Source organism: Streptomyces sp. CA-251247 (assembly GCF_050952975.1).
In the GTDB taxonomy this organism is placed as follows: Bacteria; Actinomycetota; Actinomycetes; order Streptomycetales; family Streptomycetaceae; genus Streptomyces; species Streptomyces achmelvichensis.
Genome location: NZ_CP191861.1, coordinates 7885334 through 7906479 on the forward strand (window position 1 = coordinate 7885334; position 21146 = coordinate 7906479).

At 68.4% G+C, this 21146-nt stretch carries 16 protein-coding genes and 1 pseudogene; 7 read left to right on the plus strand and 10 right to left on the minus strand.

Features of this window, described 5'->3' with window-relative positions; translation table 11 throughout:
• Window positions 1-163 precede the first annotated feature (163 nt).
• The gene (locus tag ACQPWZ_RS35225; RefSeq protein ID WP_423247743.1) at window positions 164-724 is read right to left on the minus strand and encodes a class F sortase; all 561 of its coding nucleotides are present in this window, start codon (window positions 722-724) and stop codon (window positions 164-166) included.
• Between the two features lie 216 nt (window positions 725-940).
• The gene (locus tag ACQPWZ_RS35230) at window positions 941-1429 is read right to left on the minus strand and encodes a sortase (RefSeq protein WP_433573533.1); all 489 of its coding nucleotides are present in this window, start codon (window positions 1427-1429) and stop codon (window positions 941-943) included.
• Window positions 1430-1919: 490 nt separating this feature from the next.
• On the opposite strand from ACQPWZ_RS35230, the gene ACQPWZ_RS35235 reads away from it, so the two are divergent.
• On the plus strand, window positions 1920-2078 hold the full coding sequence (locus tag ACQPWZ_RS35235; protein ID WP_433573534.1) for a hypothetical protein: 159 nt from the start codon (window positions 1920-1922) through the stop codon (window positions 2076-2078).
• A 414-nt stretch (window positions 2079-2492) separates the two neighbouring features.
• Here ACQPWZ_RS35235 and ACQPWZ_RS35240 read toward each other — a convergent pair whose 3' ends face one another.
• Window positions 2493-3137: a dihydrofolate reductase family protein gene (locus ACQPWZ_RS35240; RefSeq protein WP_433573535.1), complete on the minus strand. Its 645-nt coding sequence runs from the start codon at window positions 3135-3137 to the stop codon at window positions 2493-2495.
• 775 nt (window positions 3138-3912) lie between these two features.
• Here ACQPWZ_RS35240 and ACQPWZ_RS35245 point away from each other — a divergent pair.
• Entirely contained in the window at window positions 3913-4455 is a 543-nt protein-coding gene (locus tag ACQPWZ_RS35245; RefSeq protein ID WP_356703222.1) for a GNAT family N-acetyltransferase, read from the plus strand.
• 22 nt (window positions 4456-4477) lie between these two features.
• On the opposite strand, the gene ACQPWZ_RS35250 is transcribed toward ACQPWZ_RS35245, so the two are convergent.
• Window positions 4478-4909 (minus strand): OsmC family protein, encoded by a 432-nt coding sequence (locus ACQPWZ_RS35250; protein WP_340477497.1) that lies wholly within the window; start codon window positions 4907-4909, stop codon window positions 4478-4480.
• A 281-nt stretch (window positions 4910-5190) separates the two neighbouring features.
• Window positions 5191-6177 (minus strand): aldo/keto reductase, encoded by a 987-nt coding sequence (locus ACQPWZ_RS35255; protein ID WP_433573536.1) that lies wholly within the window; start codon window positions 6175-6177, stop codon window positions 5191-5193.
• Window positions 6178-6657: 480 nt separating this feature from the next.
• On the opposite strand from ACQPWZ_RS35255, the gene aceE reads away from it, so the two are divergent.
• On the plus strand, window positions 6658-9348 hold the full coding sequence (gene aceE, locus ACQPWZ_RS35260) for a pyruvate dehydrogenase (acetyl-transferring), homodimeric type (protein WP_433573537.1): 2691 nt from the start codon (window positions 6658-6660) through the stop codon (window positions 9346-9348).
• Window positions 9349-9829: 481 nt separating this feature from the next.
• Here the strand turns inward: aceE and ACQPWZ_RS35265 are convergent, their stop codons facing one another.
• Window positions 9830-10861: a LacI family DNA-binding transcriptional regulator gene (locus ACQPWZ_RS35265; protein WP_340477502.1), complete on the minus strand. Its 1032-nt coding sequence runs from the start codon at window positions 10859-10861 to the stop codon at window positions 9830-9832.
• A gap of 139 nt (window positions 10862-11000) precedes the next feature.
• Here ACQPWZ_RS35265 and ACQPWZ_RS35270 point away from each other — a divergent pair, with 139 nt between their 5' ends.
• The 4 genes from ACQPWZ_RS35270 to ACQPWZ_RS35285 are packed head-to-tail and all read left to right on the plus strand — an operon-like array spanning window position 11001 to window position 16594.
• Entirely contained in the window at window positions 11001-12308 is a 1308-nt protein-coding gene (locus ACQPWZ_RS35270; protein WP_433573538.1) for an ABC transporter substrate-binding protein, read from the plus strand.
• Between the two features lie 28 nt (window positions 12309-12336).
• A complete protein-coding gene (locus ACQPWZ_RS35275) occupies window positions 12337-13326 on the plus strand; it encodes a carbohydrate ABC transporter permease (RefSeq protein ID WP_433573539.1) in 990 nt (329 codons plus the stop codon).
• Window positions 13326-14144 (plus strand): carbohydrate ABC transporter permease, encoded by an 819-nt coding sequence (locus tag ACQPWZ_RS35280; protein WP_433573540.1) that lies wholly within the window; start codon window positions 13326-13328, stop codon window positions 14142-14144. The genes ACQPWZ_RS35275 and ACQPWZ_RS35280 overlap by 1 nt, the downstream gene beginning before the upstream one ends.
• 50 nt (window positions 14145-14194) lie before the next feature.
• The gene (locus tag ACQPWZ_RS35285) at window positions 14195-16594 is read left to right on the plus strand and encodes a beta-glucosidase (protein ID WP_433573927.1); all 2400 of its coding nucleotides are present in this window, start codon (window positions 14195-14197) and stop codon (window positions 16592-16594) included.
• 128 nt (window positions 16595-16722) lie between these two features.
• Here ACQPWZ_RS35285 and ACQPWZ_RS35290 read toward each other — a convergent pair whose 3' ends face one another.
• The 4 genes and pseudogenes from ACQPWZ_RS35290 to ACQPWZ_RS35305 all read right to left on the minus strand — a co-directional run.
• On the minus strand, window positions 16723-17571 hold the full coding sequence (locus ACQPWZ_RS35290) for a hypothetical protein (RefSeq protein WP_433573541.1): 849 nt from the start codon (window positions 17569-17571) through the stop codon (window positions 16723-16725).
• Between the two features lie 151 nt (window positions 17572-17722).
• Window positions 17723-18766, minus strand: a complete 1044-nt coding sequence (locus tag ACQPWZ_RS35295) for a PP2C family protein-serine/threonine phosphatase (protein ID WP_433573542.1) — start codon at window positions 18764-18766, stop codon at window positions 17723-17725.
• Window positions 18767-19246: 480 nt separating this feature from the next.
• Window positions 19247-19789 carry a hypothetical protein gene (locus tag ACQPWZ_RS35300; protein WP_340477510.1) on the minus strand — a complete coding sequence of 181 codons (543 nt, stop codon included), beginning with the start codon at window positions 19787-19789 and terminating at the stop codon, window positions 19247-19249.
• A gap of 995 nt (window positions 19790-20784) precedes the next feature.
• Window positions 20785-20982: pseudogene (locus tag ACQPWZ_RS35305) on the minus strand (IS5/IS1182 family transposase); the annotation flags it as partial.
• Between the last annotated feature and the right edge of the window lie 164 nt (window positions 20983-21146).

Below are 21146 nucleotides of genomic sequence, written 5' to 3' on the forward strand. Positions count from 1 at the left end.
AGCAGCGAGTCTCTGAGGCGGGCTCGGCAGAGGCCGATGCAGGTGGTGATGGGGGCTCCATGCCGCACTACGCTCCCGCCGACCCTCTGCGTGATCTGCTTCTCGAGCCCACCAACGTCATGGATGCACCGGGAGGGAGCCTCTGGTTCTCCGGACCGAGCGTTCAGTTCTCTGGGTCGAGCGTCGCGTAGACGACGATGTTGCCCTGATATCCGGTGCCCTTGGAGTAGTCGCCACCACAGGTGATGACCCGCAGTTCCGGGCGGCCGGAGTTCCCGTAGACCTTCTCGTCGGGGAAGTCCGCCTTGTCGTGGACCTCCACCGCGTCGACGGTGAAGACGGCGGTGCGCCGGTCCTCCCGTACGACCTCGATGGTGTCGCCCTGCTCAAGAGCACCGAGCTGGTAGAAGACGCCGGGCCCGAGCGGCGTGTCCACGTGCCCGGCCGTCACGGCCGTCCCCACCGCGCCGGGGGCCGTTCCGTCGGCGTACCAGCCGGCCATGCCCGGGTCGTCGGCAGGCGGCGTCTCCAGCGTCCCTTCGCTGTCCAACTCCAGAGGCATCATGGGCGCGTCCACGCCGATGTCGGGAATGAGGAGCCGTACAGGGTCCGACGGAGGCAGCGGCCGTACGGCAGAACGCTCGGGCGCGTGGCGAAGTGCGGGCTGTGTGGACGAGGGCCGGGCGTGGGCGGACGAAGGCTGCGGGGGGCGGTCGTCGCGCATCGCATTGCCCACCAGCAAGGCCCCGATGATCGCGGCGCAGGCGAGCAGCTTGAACGAGGGGACGCCGGGCGACGGTGCGTCGGCGCCGCTCGCCCTCGGGCAGTTGTCCATCGGTACGGCCTTTGCTGGGCAGCGGAGCGGGGGCAGCAATGGGGCGGGAATCCCTGCGGGCCCCCGCACCAATGCGGTGCCGGGGCCCGTGGGACGAACGTAGCGTCAGGTCCGGGCCCCGGAAGGGTGGCGGCGCGCCCTGATCACCGCTCCGGCGACCGCCCCGGAGAGCAGCAGGCCACCGACGGCGAGCTGGCTACCCTTGTCGGTGCCGCCGAAGCCGGCGTCGAGCGCACCGCTGGGGCGGCCGGCGATGCTGTAGTCGGCAGTGGCCTTGGTCCGTGGCGGGCACTTGAGCGTGACGGTGTCGGTGCCGGATTCGGCGTCCTCGGGAATCTGGAACTCACCCACCAGGACGCCCTTGCGGTCGCCCTCGAGGAGGTGGAACTTCCCGCCCGCCTCCGACTCGCCCTTGCCGTAGACCTCCTTGCCGCAGGCGGTGGTGCTGACGGTGACCGTGGTGCCCGGTGATGCCTTCTCCGGGCTGATACGGACGTCCCCGTCGCTTTCCCCGGCCGCTGCGGCGGTCGGCACGGACAGTGCGAGGGCGCCGACGACCAGAGCGGCCTTGAGACCGACACGTGCGATGCGCATGGTTCCTCCAGGTGAGCAGCGTCCGGGCTGACTGCGCGGCGCCTGTGGTGTGCTGCGTGCACGAGCCAACCGACAGTCCGTGATCACTGCAATGCGACATGCCGACGCATCTGTCACTCAGTCAGACTCAGAACTGCGCCCCTTCTCGGCGTTTCCGCAGGTCGCCGCAGTGGGTACATCGCGTCGAGCGGGACGGCAAGGTGTGAGCGAACGGGCTAAGAGGTCCAGGCAAAGGCGTTGGACGTGTCGGTGGGCTCTCCGTTGCTGATCGGTTCGATCGAGGCCAGTCGTCAGGTCTTGGACATCCAGAGAGGCGGGGTAGGGCTTTCGGTGGTTGCACTCGAGGGTTCCCCTCACCTTGCCGGCCGGCGTCTCACGACGACCCGGCCGCTGAGGAGGAGCTGCGGGCCCCTGCGGTTGCATCGCTGAGGAGGACCACGCTGCGAGGTCGTCCGGAGCAACAGCGCATGCCGACCGGCTGGAGGAACAGATGGCCCGGATCCGGGCGGGGACCGAGATCGGTCAGACGCGTCACCACTGCGTGGTGCTGGACGTCGAAGGTGAGCGGCTGATGGCGTGGAGAGCGCTGAACGACGAGCCGGAACTGCTGACCTTGCTCGCGGTGACCGGTTTGCCGGCACGCCGCTGAACCCGCCGTTCTTCTGCCGCTCGGACCGGGCGGTGACCATCGACGCCTGTCGACGCTGCTGCGCCCCCGTGTCTTCTCGGGACTGCTCCAGCTGGTCGACGGCTACCTGTGTGGCGTAGTACGTGCTTACGCCGGTGAATGCCACGCCGCAGGCGGCGACCAGCAGGGGTCCACGAGCATCCGGCGCTGGGGGAGACGGCGGCGGCCGTGGGCGGGCTCGGGACGCTGTGCCGGGCGGGGGCGCTCGCGCTTGGCCGGGACCGGTGAGCGGCTGCGCAAAATCGACGGGTTTGAGAGGCGCTGACAACCGCGGTCGGGTGATGTTGCTGAGGGTGGGAGGCACGGCGGCTGTTGTCGGCGCGTGGGAGGCAGCCCCGGGAGGCAAACAGCTGCCCGGGCTGCCCTGAGGACCAGTCACTTCCGCCAGAACAGGTGGTGCGTCACCCCGCTCGGGCTGGGAACGACCTCCAGGTGGAACCGGTCGAGCAGTTCATCGGGGGACTCCCAGAGCCGTAGTCCGGACCCGAGTTTCACCGGCGAGACCGCCACGTGCATGGTGTCGACGAGGTCCGCGTCGAGATACTGCCGGATGGTGGTCACCCCGCCGCCGAGTCGGACGTCCTTGCCCTGTGCCGCTTCCCGGGCCTGCTCAAGGACAGCGGCCGGATCGCCGTCGACGAAGTGGAATGTGGTGTCGGAAAGCGTGAACGAAGGACGCTTGTGGTGGGTCATGACGAACACCGGAGTGCGGAACGGTGGTTCGTCACCCCACCAGCCCTGCCACTCGTGGTCCTGCCAGGGCCCCCGCTGGGGCCCGAACTTGTTGCGGCCCATGATCTCGGCGCCGATGTTGTGCGCGAAGTCCCGCGTGAAGTAGTCGTCCAGGCCCCGGCTGCCGCCGGGGTCGGTACGGTTGGGCCAGCTCGCAGTGGCTCCGGCCCAGGCGAACATCCTCTCGGGCTCGACATGGCCGAACGGCCTTTCGAGGGTCTGGTCCTCACCGGCAGCGATTCCGTCACTTGAGACGGTGAAGTTCTGGACTCTCAGTAATTGAGCCACACGTTCCTCCTGTGTGATGGGGCGATATCGGGGGTGAGACTACCCGGGCCGGGAAATCTCATCGCTGCGTCCGTGACCGGTCAGAGCTTGGGCTACCTGGTGTCCTGACCTGTGAGCAGGCTCCTGTTGGGCACTGCGGACACACATGCGATCTACGCCAAGGCGGGCTTCACCTCACTCGAGAAGCCGGAGCAACGGATGGGACTCGGCGCGCAGTAGAGGGACGCAGGGCCGTCGATGGCTCCACCTGGCTGCCGCCCGCACGCGCAGCCGGCCCATCGGCGTAGACAGGGCGTCCAAGAGCGTTCAGGTACGCCGACACATGTCCCCGCCGTCGGCCGCAGCCAACGGCGCAAGCCGCCGCCCGCCGTTGGTCGAGTCTTCGGTCCGGTCGTACTGCGGAGACTTGTACGTGCGCAGCCAGCCACCCAGGACCGCTGATGCTGACTCGTGTACCGGCGTGTGTCACTCGGCCAGTCCCCCTCACCGACGCCATACGACCGATCACGTCGGATGTGCGAGTCCACGATCAGTAAGGGCAGCGAACTGTCGCCCCGGCTCAGTCGCTGCGCTTCAGCAAGCGCCGCCATACTCCGGTCCCGGCGCCCCGAGGGAGCAATCGCGCCAATCCTGCTGCAGGTACTTGCGGGGATCCGCCGAAGGCTCTGGCAGATACCAACCGGCCGGGCTCCGATGAATCCCCGGAAAATACGCGTGGGCCTACGCCTGACCTGGTTATTCTGCCTCGTCTTGAACAGGCCCGGGAGGTCCCATCATGAGTAGCACTACGTCGTCCTTGCCCGAGCGGATCGAGCTTTCGGGGGAGGGACTTGTTCTCCGCGACTGGTCGGAAGCGGACCTGTCCGCGATGCCGGAGCTGTTTGACCACCCCGACATCGCGTACTGGACACCGATCGTCTCTCCCTTCGACGAAGCGGCCGCCCGTGCACGGCTGGCCCGAGACCGGAAGATGCGGGAAGAGGGCACGACCATCCTGCTTGCCATCACTGTCGACGGCGGCGCACCGCTCGGCGAAGTGATGCTGCGGCGGGTCCCCGAGGGCACGGAGCTCGGCTATGCGGTCGGCCCGGCGCACCGCGGCCAGGGGCTCGCAGCGCGGGCGGTGCGGTTGATGGCCACGTACGCCTTCGAGCAACTGGGCGAGGAGCAGGTGATCCTGGAGCTGGAGGCCGAGAATGCCGCCAGCGTCGCTGTGGCCACCAAGGCGGGCTTCGGACTGCTCGACGTGCCGCTCATCACGGGTGAGGAGAAGGGGCGGCCCTTTGTCCTGCAGACGTGGGGATTGAGCCGCCCCTAACAGGCATTGCTGTCGGTTGGTTCTACGTGACCTTCGCCGCAACGGGGGTGCCGATCTCCACGGTGCGGCTGACGGTGCAGAGCTTGTCGTGGGAGACCTTGACCGCTCGCGGGAGGATGGCGCGGGCCCGGTCTCCGGCTTCGCCGTCGGGGAAGGTGACAGCGAAGACGAGCTCGAGATCGGTCATCCGGTTGCCCAGTTCGTCGCTGACTTTGTGGCCGGCCACGGTGACGGTGAATCCGGTGGGCTCGCTGTGCCGGGCGGTGGCGACGTCGACGTCGACGGCCGTGCAGCCGCCGAGCGCAGCCAGCAGCAGCTCGACCGGTGTGAACTCGGTGCCGTCTTCGAGGGCGCTGCCGCCGAAGACGATCGTGCCACCGCGGGCGTTGGTGGCCTGGAAGCTTCCGGAACCGATCCGATCGACGGTGACGGCACGCAGGGAGGGGTCGGTCATGCCAGGAGACTAACGGGCTGACCCGCGATTGATCTGGAGGCATGCTGGTCCGGGGGGCCGGCGCGCTGGTGGTTCAGCAAGCGCACGCCGATCCCCACCACCAGAGTCGTCTGACGTGGCGGCCCTGACGAAGACGCCGGGCTGGTCCCTCCCGGCCCCTGCACCAAGGCGGCCCCTGCACCGAGGCGGGCCCTGCACCGAGGCGGCCCCTGCACCGAGGCGGGCCCTCACCGCACGGTGCCCGTGTCGGTAGCAGCCTGAGAACGGCCCGGTCCGGGAGGTCAGCGGTCGGTGGAGGCGAGCTGCTGCGGGGTGTACCGCGCGCCGCTGACGGTGTCCGGTCGGACGGCTTCGTTCAAGGAGGCCAGTTCCTCGGCGTTCAGTTCGATGTCCTGGGCAGCGGCGTTCTCCTCGAGGAAGCTGCGGCGCTTGGTTCCTGGGATCGCCACCGCACCCTGTGCGCTCACCCAGGCCAGCGCTACCTGGGCCGACGTGGCACCCCGTCGCTCGGCGATGGCGCGTACGTGGTCGACCAGCGCGAGGTTGGCCGCGATGTTCTCCGGCGAGAAGCGGGGGAGTCCTCGGCGCGAGTCGTCGGGGGCCAGGTCGTCCACGCTGCGGATGGAACCGGACAGGAATCCGCGGCCGATGGGCGAGTACGCGACGGTCCCGATGCCGAGTTCGTCCAGGACGGCTTTGGTCCCGTTGTCCAGCAGGTCGCGGCTGAAGAGTGACATCTCCGACTGCACGGCAGTCAGCGGGTGCACGGCGTGGGCGCGCCGGATCGTCGCGGCGGACACTTCCGACAGGCCGATGTAACGCACCTTGCCGGCCGCGACGAGTTCTGCCATGCCACCCATGGTCTCCTCGACGGGGGTGTCGGGGTCCAGCCGGTGCATGTAGTAGAGGTCGATCGTGTCGGTGCCCAGGTGGCGGAGCGACCGTTCCACGGCGCGGCGGATGTGTTCGGGCCGGCCGTCCAGCGGTCCGGGTTCACCCTCGTCGGTGAAGTCGAGGCCGAACTTCGTCGCCAGGACGATTTCGTCGCGGCGATGGCCGAGTGCGCGGCGCAGGAGTCGTTCGTTCTCGAACGGGCCGTAGGACTCTGCTGTGTCGAAGAGGGTGATTCCGAGGTCCACGGCGTGATTGAGCGTGGCGATGGATTGCGCTTCGTCATGACTGGCGCCGTACACCCCGCTCATGCTCATGGCGCCGAATCCCTGACCGGACACGGTCAGTCCCTGACTGCCCAGTTCAACTGTCTTCATCGCTTGTCTCCCACGTGCCCTGTGCCGCACAGCGCTGCTTGACGCTCGACCTCGGTTGCCTGATGCCGCGGAGTGTGTGACGAGGGCCTGGGGCCTTGAAGACCCGGCCGGGTCGGCACGTGCACTGTACACAGCGGAACCGAAGACACATGGTGCCATTTATTGAACGCTGAATAATCGGTGACGTAGCCCACGTCGCCTGCGGCACCCCCGCCCAACAGGCGGTCACACGCCCGGTTCGGAAGGGCGTCTCCGCTCCGAGTGCCGCCCCACGGACGGGACACCCGCCCGTCCGGCCACTCGGTATGTGACGTGGATCCCATCTCGTCGCGCGGTGTCACAACCACAGCACGGGGCCTGTCCTACGTGTGGTGAGTCGGCGTTGTCTTCGCTGCCTCACCATCACAGATCGGCCGTTGGTAGTGCGGCCGCCGACCCGCCCCGGTGCCGCACCGGCCCCCATGCTGTGAGAAGGCTGTTATGAGTGATCCGGCCCCCCAGCCCACCGACCCGTCCGCCATCAGTCAGCTTGACCAGCTTCCCGACCGCGACTCCGAGGAGACCGCCGAGTGGCAGGCCTCCCTCGACGCCGTCCTGGGAAACGCGGGGCCGGAGCGCGCCGCGTACCTGATGCGGCGGGTGTACGAGCACGCAACCAGGTCCGGGATTGTTCTGCCGGGGCTGGTGTCGTCGGACTACATCAACACCATCCCTGTGGCGGCGCAGCCGGACTTTCCCGGCGATCTTGCGATGGAGTCCCGGATCACCGCCGTGAACCGGTGGAACGCCGCCGCGATGGTCTCCCGCGGCTCCCGTCTGGGACTGGGCGGCCACATCTCGACGTATGCCTCGGCGGCCTGGCTCTACGAGATCGGGTTCAACCACTTCTTCAGGGGCAAGGACACCGACGGTTCCGGCGACCAGCTGTTTCTGCAGGGGCATGCCGCGCCGGGTATCTACGCCCGCCTGTTTCTGGAAGGGCGCCTGAGCGAGAAGCAGTTGGACGCCTTTCGGCGCGAGGCGGACGGCCACGGGTTGCCGTCCTACCCCCACCCCCGGCGACTGCCGTGGTTGTGGGAGTTTCCGACGGTGTCCATGGGCCTGGGCCCGCTGGGCGCGGTCTACCAGGCGCGATTCAACCGCTACCTTCAGGCCAGGGGTATCAAGGACACCTCCGGGTCTCGGGTCTGGGCCCTTCTCGGCGACGGGGAGATGGACGAGCCCGAGTCGATGGCGGCGCTCGCTCTCGCCGCACGCGAACGGCTGGACAACCTCACTTTCGTCGTCAACTGCAACCTCCAGCGGCTGGACGGCCCGGTCCGCTCCAACTCCAAGATCGTCCAGGAGCTGGAGGCCCGGTTCCGCGGCGCGGGCTGGAACGTCATCAAGTCCTTGTGGGGCGAAACCTGGGACCCGGTGCTCCAGCAGGAGGCCACAGGTGCCCTGGTACGCCGCCTGGGCGAGGTACCCGATGCGCAGATGCAGACCTACGCCACGAGAGACGCGGCGTACATCCGTAAGAACTTCTTCACCGGGGACGCTCTGTCCGGTGTGGCTGCCGGACTCGGCGACGCGCAGCTGATGGAGATGTTCGGTACCTCGCGTGGCGGGCACGAACCGCTCAAGGTCCACGCCGCCTACAGGGCCGCAGTGGAGCACAAGGGCGCGCCGACGGTGATTCTCGCGCAGACGGTCAAGGGACACACACTCGGCCCGGCGTTCGAGGCGCGGAACGCGAACCACCAGATGAAGAAGCTGACGATGGAGCAGTTCCGGCAGATGAGAGACCGACTGGAACTTTCCATCCCCGACAGCGCGCTCAGCGGCGACCTGGTGCCCTACTGGCATCCCGGCGAGAACTCGCCGGAGGTGCGCTATCTGCGCGATCGGCGTGCCGCTCTGGGCGGGCCCGCTCCGGTGCGCCGGGTGGTGGCCAAACCCCTGCCGCGGCCTGCGGAACGGCCCTTCGAATCCTTGAAGAAGGGCTTCGGCAACCAGGAGGTGGCCACCACGATGGCTCTCGTGCGCCTGGTGAAGGACCTGATGCGCGGCCAGGAGACCGGCGCCCGGTGGGTGCCGATCATTCCCGACGAGGCCCGCACCTTCGGTATGGAGTCGCTGTTCCCGTCGGCCGGCATCTACTCACCCGACGGCCAGACCTACGACCCCGTCGACGCTGACCAGTTGCTGTACTACAAGGAGGCACGCGACGGCCAGTTGATCGACGAGGGCATCACCGAGGCCGGCTCCATGGCCGAGTTCACCGCCGCGGCGACCGCGTATGCCACACACGGCGAGCCGATGATCCCGTTCTACATCTTCTACGCCATGTTCGGGTTCCAGCGCACCGGAGACCAGTTCTGGGCGCTCGCCGACCAGATGGGCCGCGGGTTCGCCGTCGGGGCGACGGCCGGGCGCACCACGATGACCGGTGAGGGTCTGCAGCACGCAGACGGGCACTCCCACCTGTTGGCCGCCACGAATCCCGCGGCGATCAGCTACGACCCTGCCTTCGCCTACGAGATCGCGGTGATCGTCCGTGAAGGGCTGCGCCGCATGTTCGGCGAGCAGCCGGAGAACGTCTTCTACTACCTGACGGTGTACAACGAGCCCAAGCTGCAGCCGCCCATGCCGACCGATCCGTCGGTGGAGGACGGTATTGTCCGCGGCATCTACCGGTTCCGCCGGGGGGATTCGGCTGTAACCGGCCCGCGTCTCCAACTGCTGTCCTCGGGCACGGCCATCCACTGGGCGCTGAAGGCCCAGGAACTCCTCGCCTCGGACTGGGACGTGCACGCCGATGTCTGGTCGGTGACGTCCTGGACGGAGTTGCGCCGCGACGCGCTGGAGGCGGACGCCGCGCGGCTGCGCGGTGAGGAGCGTACGCCGTATGTGGCCAGCGCACTGTTGGAGGCGCAGGGTCCGGTCCTCGCGGTCAGCGACTGGATGCGGCAGGTGCCCGACCAGATCAGCCAGTGGGTCCAGCAGGACTACTCGTCGCTGGGCACGGACGGCTTCGGTCTGTCGGACACCCGGGACGCGGTACGCCGCTACTACCAGGTCGACGCCGAGTCGATTGTGGTGGCCGCCCTCGACCAACTGGCTCGTCGCGGTGAGGTCCCGCCCAAGACGGCGGCCGAGGCGCGCCGGCGCTACGGCTTGCGGGGGTGACCCGGTCCCGCGCCGGCCTCTGGTTGCCCGGTGGCCTGCGGCCGCCGCGCGAGAAGGACGCGGTCGACGACGAGTAGCCCGACGGGCCAGGGCTCTGGGAGTGCGAGAACGAATACCGGTTCAGCGGTTTTCTGATGAAGCTGGTGGGACTTCTGATGCCCGGCGCCTTCCGCAAGCAGTCGCACCAGCACATGCAGGACTTCAAGGCGTTCGCCGAGCAGGGAAAGGACGTCCGCGAAGCGACGGACTGATCTGCCGTAACTGGGCAGGCGTCTGACGGCGTGGCGTGTTGATCTTCCCGTCGTTCGTAGATGACCGCTGAGGCAAGCGCCACCGGCGCTGTCTGGAGGCGGAGCGTTTCGTGCGCCGCAGCGCCGGCCTCGCCGCCTTCGGCAACGGCCATCGCCGCGCTCCACCCGGCCGGTCGGCCGCTGCAGCTCAGACTGCCTCGGGGCCGCGAGCCGCCAAGCGATCGCCCGGGTCAGTCCGTCTGCGGCGGCGCGGTGCTTTTTCTCACCACCAGGCTCGTCGCCAGTTCCAGCCTCGTCGACGACGGTTCCTCCGTGCGCAGCCGCAGCAGCATCTGGGCCGCTTCCTCGGCCATCTGGCGCAAGGGCTGGTGGACCGTGGTCAGTGCCGGGCTGGACCAGCGGGCGACCTGGACGTCGTCGTAGCCGACCACGGAGAGGTCGTGCGGGACGCGCAGCCCGTTGACGCGTGCCGCCTCCAGGACGCCGAGGGCCTGCAGGTCGCTGCCGGCGAAGACGGCGGTCGGCCGCTCCGGCAGGCCCAGCATCTCCATCGCCCGGTCGTAACCGCCTTCCACGTGGAAGTCGCCGAACTGGATGAGTTCGGGTGGGGTTGCCAGTCCGGCCATGCTCATTGCCGAACGGTAGCCGTCGAGGCGGGCCAGGGAGCAGAGCATGTCCTCGGGGCCGGTGATGATGCCGATCCGCCGGTGTCCGAGCTCGATCAGATGCCGTGTGGCGGCGAGTCCGCCGGCCCAGTTGGCGGATCCCACGGACGGCACGTCGGGGTCGGGGTCGCCGGCCGGGTCGATGATGACGAACGGTATGGAACGGGCTCTGAGTTGCTGCTTTACCGCTTGGGGGAGGGCGGAGAAGACCAGTACGACGCCGATGGGCCTGCGCTGCAGGACCCCCTCGATCCAGTCGGGATCCGGTGAGTGGCGGGTGCCGCTCTCGGTCAGCACCACGCTGGCTTGGTTGGCTTTCGCGATGTTCTCCACGCCGCGGATCAGCTCGAGCGCCCAGATGCTGTCCAGCTCGTGGAAGACGATCTCGATGAGTGGTGCCTCCTGGGACGACCTCGTCGTGCGCCGGTAGGCGTGGGTCTCCAGGATGCGTTCCACTTTTGTCCTCGTGGGAGCGGCCACGTCCTGTCGGCCGTTGAGGACTTTCGAAACTGTCGAAATGGAGACGCCGGCCTTCTGGGCCACCTGGGCCAGGGTGATGCGGCCCATCTCCTCGTCATCGCGCATGGCAGGGAGCATAAGGCACGTGCAGGCGCCGCAACAGCATAACGCTTTGGTAACGCATTGTTCCAGGGTTGACCCTCCAGATGGGGAAGCCTACCGTCCCCTCTCGTGAACTTTCGGTAGTCGTACCGAAATAGTTTCGAGAGGCGAGGCGATGAAGCAACGCGTACGGTTCTCCCGGGCCGCCGTCATCGGCGGGGTGGCGCTGGCCATGACGCTCTCACTGTCCGCTTGCGGCGGGGACTCCGACGGCTCGGCGGGCGGGGCCAACGAGATTCACGTCCTGGTCTACGGTGATGCGGCCAACAAGGTCGAGAAGCAGCTGGTCGACACCTTCAACAAGACCTCCGAGGTGAAGGCCGTCCTGGACACCATTCCGGGCGCCGACTACCAGGCCAAGCTGCAGACGATCATCAGCGGCAAGCAGGCTCCGGACGTCTTCTTCAACTGGGGCGGCGGCTCCATCAAGCCTTTCGTCGACGCCGGCCTGCTGATGCCGCTCGACGACTTCATCGCCAAGGACCAGAGCCTCAAGGACAAGTTCCTGCCCTCGGTGTTCAACACCGCGGTGGTCGACGGCAAGCCGTACGGCGTGCCCATGCGCGGCACCCAGCCCGTCATGATGTTCCACAACAAGAAGGTCCTCGCCGACGCCGGTATCACCCCGCCGAAGACCTGGGACGAGCTGCTCGCGGCGGTCAAGACCCTGAAGGGCAAGGGCGTCACCCCGATCGCGCTCGGCGGCGGCGACAAGTGGCCGACGCAGATGTGGTACCAGTACGTGTACGACCGCGTCGCCGGGCCCGAGCTGTTCCAGAAGGCCATGACGGGCGACAAGAGCGCCTGGGAAAGCGCCGAGAGCAAGAAGGCCCTCTCCATGATCAAGGAGCTGGTCGACGCGGGCGCCTTCGGCACGAACTTCGACTCGGTGAAGTTCACCGACGGCGGTTCCCCGGCCCTGCTCGCCACGGGCAAGGCCGCCTTCGAACTGATGGGCTCCTGGGAGTACTCGACCCTGCAGGACGCCCACCCGGACTTCGCCAAGAGCGACCTCGGCTACGGAACCTTCCCGACCATATCCGGCGGCAAGGGCGACCCGAGCAATCTCGCGGGCAACACCAACAACTACTACTCGGTGCTGAAGAAGACCAAGCACCCCGAAGCGGTCGCCGACTTCCTCAAGCTCATGTACTCGGACGAGTTCGTGAAGGCGCAGCTGTCCATCGGCAATCTGCCCACCACGACGAACACGCCCGACTTTCTCGACACCTCGGCGAGCCCGGAGTACTCGAAGTTCCAGTACGACCTGGTGGCGAAGGCCCCGGCATTCCAGCTCTCCTGGGACCAGGCGTACCCGCCCGCGGCGACGACCACGATCCACGCGGCTGTCCAGCAGTTCTTCAACGGCCAGATCGATGCGGATGCCTTCATCAAGCAGATGCAGTCCCTGCCGGCCGCCTGACCCCCACCTCTGATCCGGATCAGGTGACATGACCTTCGCAACCGCATCCGCCGTGGACAGTGAGCAGTCCGAACGGACCGGCCGGACCCCCGCACGGACCGGCCGGACCCCCGCACGGGCCGGCCGGACCCCCGGACGGGCCGGCACCGGAGTGGGCCGCCCGGGCTTCGCCTGGGCAGCCCCTGCCGCCGTGTTCTTCGGGCTCTTCGCCATCGTCCCGCTCGGCATGCTCGTCGTGCTGTCCTTCGCGAGCTGGAACGGCCTCGGCGAACCGGAGTTCGCCGGTCTCGACAACTGGTCGAAGCTCCTCGACGACCCCGTCATGCTGGAGAGTCTCTGGCTGAGCGTCCTGCTCACCCTCCTCGGCGTCGTCGTCCAGACTCCGGTCAGCATCCTGCTGGGTGTCTGGGCCGCGGGCCGCCAGCGGAACCGGGCGGTCCTGGCCGCCATCTACTTCGTCCCGCTGCTGCTCTCCATCACGGCCGTCTCCGTACTGTGGCGCGCCGTGCTCGACCCCAACTTCGGTGTGCCCTCGCAGGCCGAGTGGCTCTTCGGGGACGGCAATCTGCTCGGCAAGCAGGCGACCGCGATCGGCGTCCTGGTCTTCGTCGCCACCTGGCAGTTCACGCCCCTGCACACGCTCATCTACCAGGGCGCCGCCCGCGCGGTCCCTCAAGTCCTCTATCAGGCCGCCCAGATCGACGGGGCCGGCCGGGTCCGGCAGTTCATCCACATCACGCTGCCGCAGTTGCGCAACAGCATCATCACCTCGGTGATCCTCATGGTCGTCGGCGGTCTCACGACCTTCGACACCGTGCTGATCCTCACCCAGGGCGGCCCCGGCACCGACACCACGATCAGTGCCTACTACATGTACCAAAAGGCATTCAAGAGCTTCGACTTCGGCACGGGCGCAGCCATCGCGCTGCTCCTCGTGGTCGTCGCCACGGTCATCTCGCTGATCATGGTCCGCCTGTCGGGCTACGACAAGATGCGCAGCACCCAGGAGGGCGTGTGATGAAGGGCCGTCCCAACTACCTCGCGGGGTTCGGCTCGCTCGTGTGGCTCTTCCTGGTCGGTCTGCCGCTGTACGTCATGCTGATCGCGACGTTCCAGAGCCGGGCGGACTACGCGGCGAACGGCCCGCTCGCCTTCCCCGACAACTTCACGCTCGACAACTACATCAACGATCTCAACGACGGCTTTGCGCAGTACTTCCTCAACACGGTGATCGTCACCGTGGCAGTCGTGGGTATTGTCCTGCTGCTCGTACCGCCGCTGGCGTACGCGATCGTCCGCAGCCAGGGCCGGACCACCGGGGCAGTCTTCAGGCTTTTCCTCCTCGGCCTCGCCATCCCCTCACAGGCCGTGATCGTCCCGGTGTTCTACCTCATCAGCAAGGCCGGTCTCTATGACAACCTCATCGGCGTCATCCTGCCGACCGCGGCTTTCGCGATGCCGGTGTGTGCGCTCATCCTCACCGGGGTGATGCGTGACATCACCCCGGAGCTGTACGAGGCGATGACCGTGGACGGCGCATCGCCCTGGCGGACCTTCTTCCAACTCGTCGTCCCCCTCTCCAGGAGCGGCCTGTCGACGATCGTGGTCTTCTCCGCCCTCCAGGCGTGGAACGGCTTCCTCTTCCCGCTGGTGCTCACCCAGTCCGCCGAGACCAAGGTGATCACCATGGGGCTGTACGACTTCCAGACGGAACACGGGGTCGACATCCCCGGCCTGCTCGCCGCCGTGGTCCTGTCCATGCTTCCCATCCTGCTGGTGTACCTGTTCGCCCGTCGTGCCCTGGTCCAAGGGCTGATGGGGGTCGGAGGAAAGTGACCGACAACGTGGCTGCAGAGAACATCGTGGCTGTAGAGGACAACGTGGCCGTGAAGACCGACTCCAGCGCCCCCCTGTGGAGCGATCCTTCCCTCGACGCCGGCAGCCGCGCCGACGCCCTGATCGCCGAGATGACCCTCCAGGAGAAGATCGCCCAGCTCTACGGGGTCTGGGTCGGGGCATCCGACGAGGGCGGCGAAGTCGCCCCCCACCAGCACGACATGGAAGAGGCGGTCGACCTCGACGAGCTGCTGCCGTACGGTCTCGGCCAGCTGACCCGGCCGTTCGGCACGGCACCGGTCGACCCGGCGGCCGGCGCGCTCTCGTTGGCCCGCACCCAGCGGCGGATCGCCCGCGCGAACCGCTTCGGCATCCCGGCGCTGGCTCATGAGGAGTGCCTCGCGGGCTTTGCCACCTGGGGCGCCACCGCCTACCCCGTGCCACTGTCGTGGGGCGCCACTTTCAACCCCGGGCTGATCCGTGAGATGGCCGTCGCCATCGGCCGCGACATGCGCTCCGTCGGCATCCACCAAGGCCTCGCCCCGGTCCTCGATGTCGTGCGCGACGCACGCTGGGGCCGGGTCGAGGAGACCATCGGCGAGGACCCCTATCTCGTGGGCACCGTCGCCACCGCCTATGTACAGGGCCTGGAGTCGGCCGGCATCGTCGCCACGCTCAAGCACTTCGCCGGATACTCCGCTTCCCGGGCCGGGCGCAATCTGGCTCCGGTCGGCATGGGAGCCCGCGAGCGCGCCGACGTGATCCTGCCGCCGTTCGAGATGGCTGTGAGGGAGGGCGGCGTGCGGTCGGTCATGCACGCCTACACCGACACCGACGGCATCCCCTCCGCCGCCGACGAGCGGCTGCTGACCGGGTTGCTCCGGGACACCTGGGGCTTCACCGGGACCGTCGTGGCCGACTACTTCGGCATCGCGTTCCTCAAGACCCTGCACGGAGTCGCCGGGACCTTCGGCGAGGCGGCCGGCGCTGCACTCGCCGCGGGCGTCGACGTGGAGCTGCCCACGGTCAAGACGTTCGGCGAACCCCTGCTGGAAGCGGTCGCCGAGGGACGCGTTCCCGAGACGCTGGTGGACCGCGCCGTGCGCCGCGTCCTCGTGCAGAAGGCCGAACTCGGTCTGCTCGACCGGGACTGGAGCGCTGTGCCGCCGGCACTCGCCGGAGCGGACCCGATGAACGGTGCCGACCCGGACGCCGGGACCGAACGCGGCTCGGTGCGCCTGGACTCCGACGACAACCGGGCCCTCGCCCGCCGGGTCGCCGAACAGGCCGTCGTACTCCTCCGCAATGACGGCACCCTGCCGTTGTCCCCCGCCCACGCACCGGAGCGGAGTGCACCGCCGGCCAGGATCGCGCTCATCGGCCCCAACGCAGAGGCGCCGACGGCCGTGCTGGGCTGCTACGCCTTCCCGGTCCACGTCGGTGTCCAGTACCCCGAGGTCCCGGTCGGCATTGAACTGCCCACGCTGCACGAGGCGTTGGCGGCGGAGTTTCCCGACAGCGAGATTGTGGTTGCTCCGGGCGCGAACGTGGACGGTACCGACACCACCGGGTTCGCGGTGGCCGCCGAACTCGCCCGGGGCGCCGACATCGTCATCGCGGCCCTCGGTGACCGTGCCGGACTCTTCGGCCGCGGCACCAGCGGTGAGGGCTGCGACGCCGAGTCGCTGGCCCTGCCCGGCGTCCAGCAGCAGCTGCTCGACACGCTTCTCGACACCGGGGCCCCGGTCGTGGTGACACTGGTGGCCGGCCGGCCTTACGCGCTGGGCCGGGCGGCGACCGAATCGGCCGCCGTCGTTCAGTCCTTCTTCCCCGGTGAGGAGGGCACACGAGCGATCGCCTCGGTCATCGGCGGGCGGACCGCTCCGGCCGGCCGGCTCCCGGTCAGCGTCCCGCGTCACCCGGGGGCCCAGCCCTCCACCTATCTGGCGGCACGCCTCGGCCACTCCAGCGAGGTCTCCAACATCGACCCGACACCGGCCTTCGGCTTCGGGCACGGCCTGACGTACACCACTTTCGCGTGGACGGACCTGACTGTGGAGCGCGACGAGGCAGCCACGGACGGCGCGTTCGGGATGGCGTTCACCGTCCGCAACACGGGCATGCGCGAGGGCACCGAGCTGGTGCAGCTGTATCTGCACGACCCGGTCGCCTCCGTGGTCCAGCCCGTTCAGCGCCTCATCGGCTACGTCCGGCTGGAACTCACCCCGGGCCAGAGCGTACGCGTTCACGCGACGGTCCCTGCGGACCTGGCCGCCTTCAGCGGAAGGGACGGGCTCCGCATCGTGGAACCGGGGGAGCTGGAGCTGAGGTTCGGCGCGTCGAGTACGGAGCCACGGCTCACCTCACGGGTCACGCTCACCGGCCCTGTACGGGAAGTGGATCACCTTCGCCTCCTGCACGCCGAGTTCAGCACGGAGCCGACTGCCTGAAGCGCGTTGCGGAAGGGGTTACCGGACGAACCTGACCCTGGGGCGGGGCGCCAGTGAGACTGCAGAGGGAATGTGACTCCGGTCAGTTCTTCGGAGAGCCACTGGTCTTTCGTCCTGGACGGCACTGCTCAGGGACGCTCACGGCGGTGCCTGCCGCGGCCCGAGCGGTCTTCGTCCGACGCGTGGGAGTCGCCGGCCTCGTCGTTCTGCTCGTATTGCGTACGGTCGGCTTCGCCGCGCCCGCGGTCGGGGCTGTCCGTCTCCCTGGCAGGGACCGGCTGGCCACGCGGTGGCGATGCCGGCTGTGGCTGCCGTGCAAACCGTTGCGTCGTGCCGCCTCCCGGTGCGGTTTCTCGGGCAGAACCGGTGCCTGCCGCGGGCCGCACCTGCGCGGCGCTGTTTCGGCCGGCCGCGTCCCCTGTGTCCTGGTCTCGGGCGGCCATGCCATACGGACGGCCGGTCTCAGCGCCGAGGCGATCCTGGTCCTCGGCGTGGACCGCGTCCCGCTCCTGCTGTTGCTGCTCGAGGCGGGCGTCGCGCACGGCCCGGCGCTCGCGTCCACCCATGATGGCCGACCCGATCAGCATGAGGAGACCGCCGAGCAGGGCGAGGGCCACTCCGCTGCCAAGCCCGTTGCTGTCTCCCGTGACCGTCAGACTGCCCTGTGCCTGCCCCTGGCGGACCATCCACAGGATGGCGAACCCGAGGGTGATGATTCCGGCGACGAGGACCAGCAGTCGAGATCGAAACACCACGCCGAGGAGAGTGACGATCGCGCCGACGAGGAGGGGCAGGAACATGGACGCGAACAGCCCCGCGCCCGAGTTCGTCACGCCGGCTCCCGTGAAGAGTTCCCAGACCCGGAAGTCGTGGCCGAGACGGCCGTTGTACCAACTGCGAAATGGCGCCCAGAGCGCCGCGGCAGCGCCGATGACTGCCAAGATCAGCCCAACAGTGTTGCGGATACCCCGTACCATGCCGCAACCTCCCGGCAAGTCGGTCGGTGCACGCAGGAGCCTGCGTGCCCCCCATCTCGCCCCCCCATCGACGCTACGCCTGCCCCGTACGCCACGCCATGCGGTGATGCCTGGGATCCACAAGTGCCCCACCAGCCCGGAAATGGGCCACCTACGCGGGGTGCTCCTGGGCCCCGGTGTCCGGGCTTCGCACGGCGAGGGCCGCGATGTCGTCGTCGAGCCTTCCGCCGCTGTAGTGGAGCAGGTCCCGATGAAGTCGGTCGAGCAGTTCACGAGGCGGCAGCGGGCCCTGCCGCCGCATCCAGTCCGGCAGGGGGAAGAACTCGCCGGTGCCGTCCCGGGTCTCCGTGACGCCATCGGTGTAGAGCAGGAGCTGGTCGCCCGGGGCGAAGGCGACGGTGTCGACGTAGTAGCGGTCTCCGATGAGCGTCGCGAGGTTGAGGGGCGGTGAGGCGGCGGTGGGCTCCACGACGCGGATCTCCCCGCTGTGCACGAGCAGCGGCGGGGGGTGTCCGCAGTTGAGGACTCTGACGTGGCCGCTGCCGTGGGGGATCTCGACGAGAAGGGCGGTGGCAAAGCGCTCCGGCAGGTCCTGGGTGGGGAACGTGGCGCTGTGGCGGGTGATGCTGGTCTCCAGGCGATGGATGAGGCCCCTCAGGTCTGCCTCGTCGTACGCGGCCTCCCTGAAGCTGCTGACCACCGCCGCGGCCGCTCCGACCGCGGGCAGGCCCTTGCCCCGTACATCGCCGATGAGCAGCCGGACCCCGTACGGTGTGTCGGCCACCTCGTAAAAGTCCCCGCCGATCCGGGCCTGCTCCTGGGCCGCCAGGTACAGCGATTCGATCTCCATGTCCGCGACAAGGCGCGGCAGGGGGCGTAGCAGCACCCTCTGGGCTGCGTCGGCGACGAGTCGGACGTGGAAGAGGGTCTCCTCCCGCTGGAGTCGGACATGGCTCGCGTACGCGGCCGCCAAGGTGACCGCGACGATCGCAGCCACCGTGTACGGCGTCCCGAGGTCGGTGTAGACGAAGCTGAGTCCGATCATGACCAGCAGGCAGAACGCGCCCAGCAGGAGCGTGGGGAGCACTGGCCACATCGCGGCGGCGAGGGCGGGTGCGGCGGGCAGGAGGCGGCTGAAGGCGATCTCCCTCGGTGTGGAGAACGCCAGGCCGACGATGAGGACGGTAAGGATCACCGGTGACAGCAGGGCAGCTTCCCACCGGCCGCTGTCGGTAGGACGACGGCGCCGCAGCCGCCCGGGCGTGATCACAAAATGCATCATATCGGGGCGAGCGATCCTCTATGTACTCCGAGGTCTGAGCGGTTGGACTTCGACGTCGGCGATGCGGTTCCTGGCGAATCGGTCGGCAGGAGCCGTCCGAGTCCTCGTCCATGCCAGGCATGGATCACCCCCGCCGCATCCGCGCCCCTCAACGCCACGTGACGAAGGCGTTCTGTGCTCGGCACAGCGGAAGGGCGATGCCCGGAGTCGATGTCGTCGTGGTGGCGGTCGAGGTTGGTGCCGGCGCCCTGATGCTCCAGCAGGTCGAAGGCAACGAAGAGTGCCGTCTGCTCGACGCCGGCTGTGCGCTGGTGTGTGGCGTGGTTCAGCCCTGCTGCGATGTGGAGAAGGGGAGGCGCCGGCTTCGTCCCGCGCCGCAGGAGCGCGTACGCGTTAGCCGGTGGGTATCAGGTTTCGCTTGGTCGCGGAGGCTATGTGGTGGCTGGTCACTCGGGCGCACTCGTGCCAGAACGGTTGGGCCGTCAGGTATGCGCCGAGTGCGGACAGGATGCCGAGGGAGACGTCCACGCTGAGGCGTCCTTGCTGGGTCCAGTAGACGTCTTGCAGGTCGAGGAGCAGGGCGAATTCGTCGGCGATGAGTGCGGTTCCTGCGCCGTAGGCGGCGGCGACGGCGGGGTGACCGACGGCGCGTTCATCGCCGCGTACGGCGATGATGCCGACGCCGGCCAGGGTGCCGATGCCGATGTTGTAGTGGTGCAGGTGCTGGCCGCCGGCGGAGATGTTCCCCCAGGGAAGCCATCCGCCGCGGATGCCATGGGTGATGGTTCGCACGGTCCCCCAAGTGACGCCGAACGCGATCCACGTCACGATCAGCGACCGCTTCGTGGGGGTGAGGTGCTGAGTTGCCGATTCGCGCCATCGGGCGACCAGCCGCGGCCGCTGCCGGTTCAACTGGGGGGAGGTGTCAGCAACCATGGGGGTCGCCCCCTACACCCGGCGTACTTCGGGCGCACGAGGCATGGCCGTCGACTGCATGCCACAGCAGGCCGGTGCCGGTCTCTGTCGCTACGTGTTCGGCGCACATGTTGTACATCGGCCACCTCCCACTCGAACGCTATTGCGGTCCAGATACAGGGAAGCCCGCGCCGGTCGTGGCGGCCATTCAAACGCGCCAACCAGGTGAATTACGAGATCTCCGCCACGGAACCTTCTGCGCACCGCAGCCGGACCGGGCCGTCGCTCCAGTCAACTGTGGCTGAAACACGCATGGTGAACAGCGGCGGCCTGATCGTTGCATCGCCTTCTCGCTGGGTCCGAGAGCCGCGAGGCGAGCGGCTGAGAGGCAGGCGTACCCCCGCCGAGCAGGGGGCATGCGAGCGTTCCGGCCATTTCCCACGGGCTCGTCCAGGCATACGCCCCCTCGTGCGCCCCGCCGATCGGGTGACGAAAGATCGCATCCCCTTGCGGCATATTCCACGACCTGCGTCACTGTAAGTATCCAACCGGTGGGCAGCCCATCCCTCTCCGGGGGAGCGCGGCCTCCGGTATGGCCGCTGTCTGTCTTGCGCGCGGGGCAGCCCAGCGTCCAGCTTGATGTCGCGATGGGCACTTCCTGAGAGGGAGTGGATCCCCCAGCCGGTGCCATCTTCCAGGCATCGGCTGGGCGGTTGGGCAGGGGCACGTTCACTCCGAGGAGCCGTACGACCGATGAATGCCAGTTCAGCACCGCCGGGTCGGCTCGATTCCGGCGGACACATGCCGAGACTCCCCACGTCGGCGTCGATGACGCACCGCTTCACCCGCATGCCGAGAAGTGACGTTCGTCGCGCCTGACGCGACGAACACCGCGCACGGCAACCATGCCCCGGGCGGGCGACGGTTGCTCATGGCAGGCTCACCTGGCGGACGGGACACCGCAGTGCCATTTCCGCGCGCGGGACCGCCGCATCTTCGGGTGGGGGCGAGAGTTGGAAGGGCCGGTCGGCGGCAATCCGGTCGATGGGCAGCAGGGTGCCGTCCAGGATGACGAACGCCTTGGTCGTCGCGCGCTCGACGGCTGGCCGGCCGGAGGGTGGGAGCCAGCGCGGCCAACAGGTTCACAGCCTCGCGGACGTAGCGGAAGACGTGGCGATACCGAGGGAAGCGGCGAGCCGGGTGCAGGTGCCGCCGACCGCCATGCACACCATCGGCCAGCGGATGCCGGCCACGGATGATCAGTCGGCATTGCGATGGGACACGAAGACCTCCGGTGTGGTGAAGCCTTAGGCGTCCACCGCACCGGAGGTCCTCGCCTGTGGGAAGAAGCCGGCAACTGCCAACAAGGTTCCTGAAC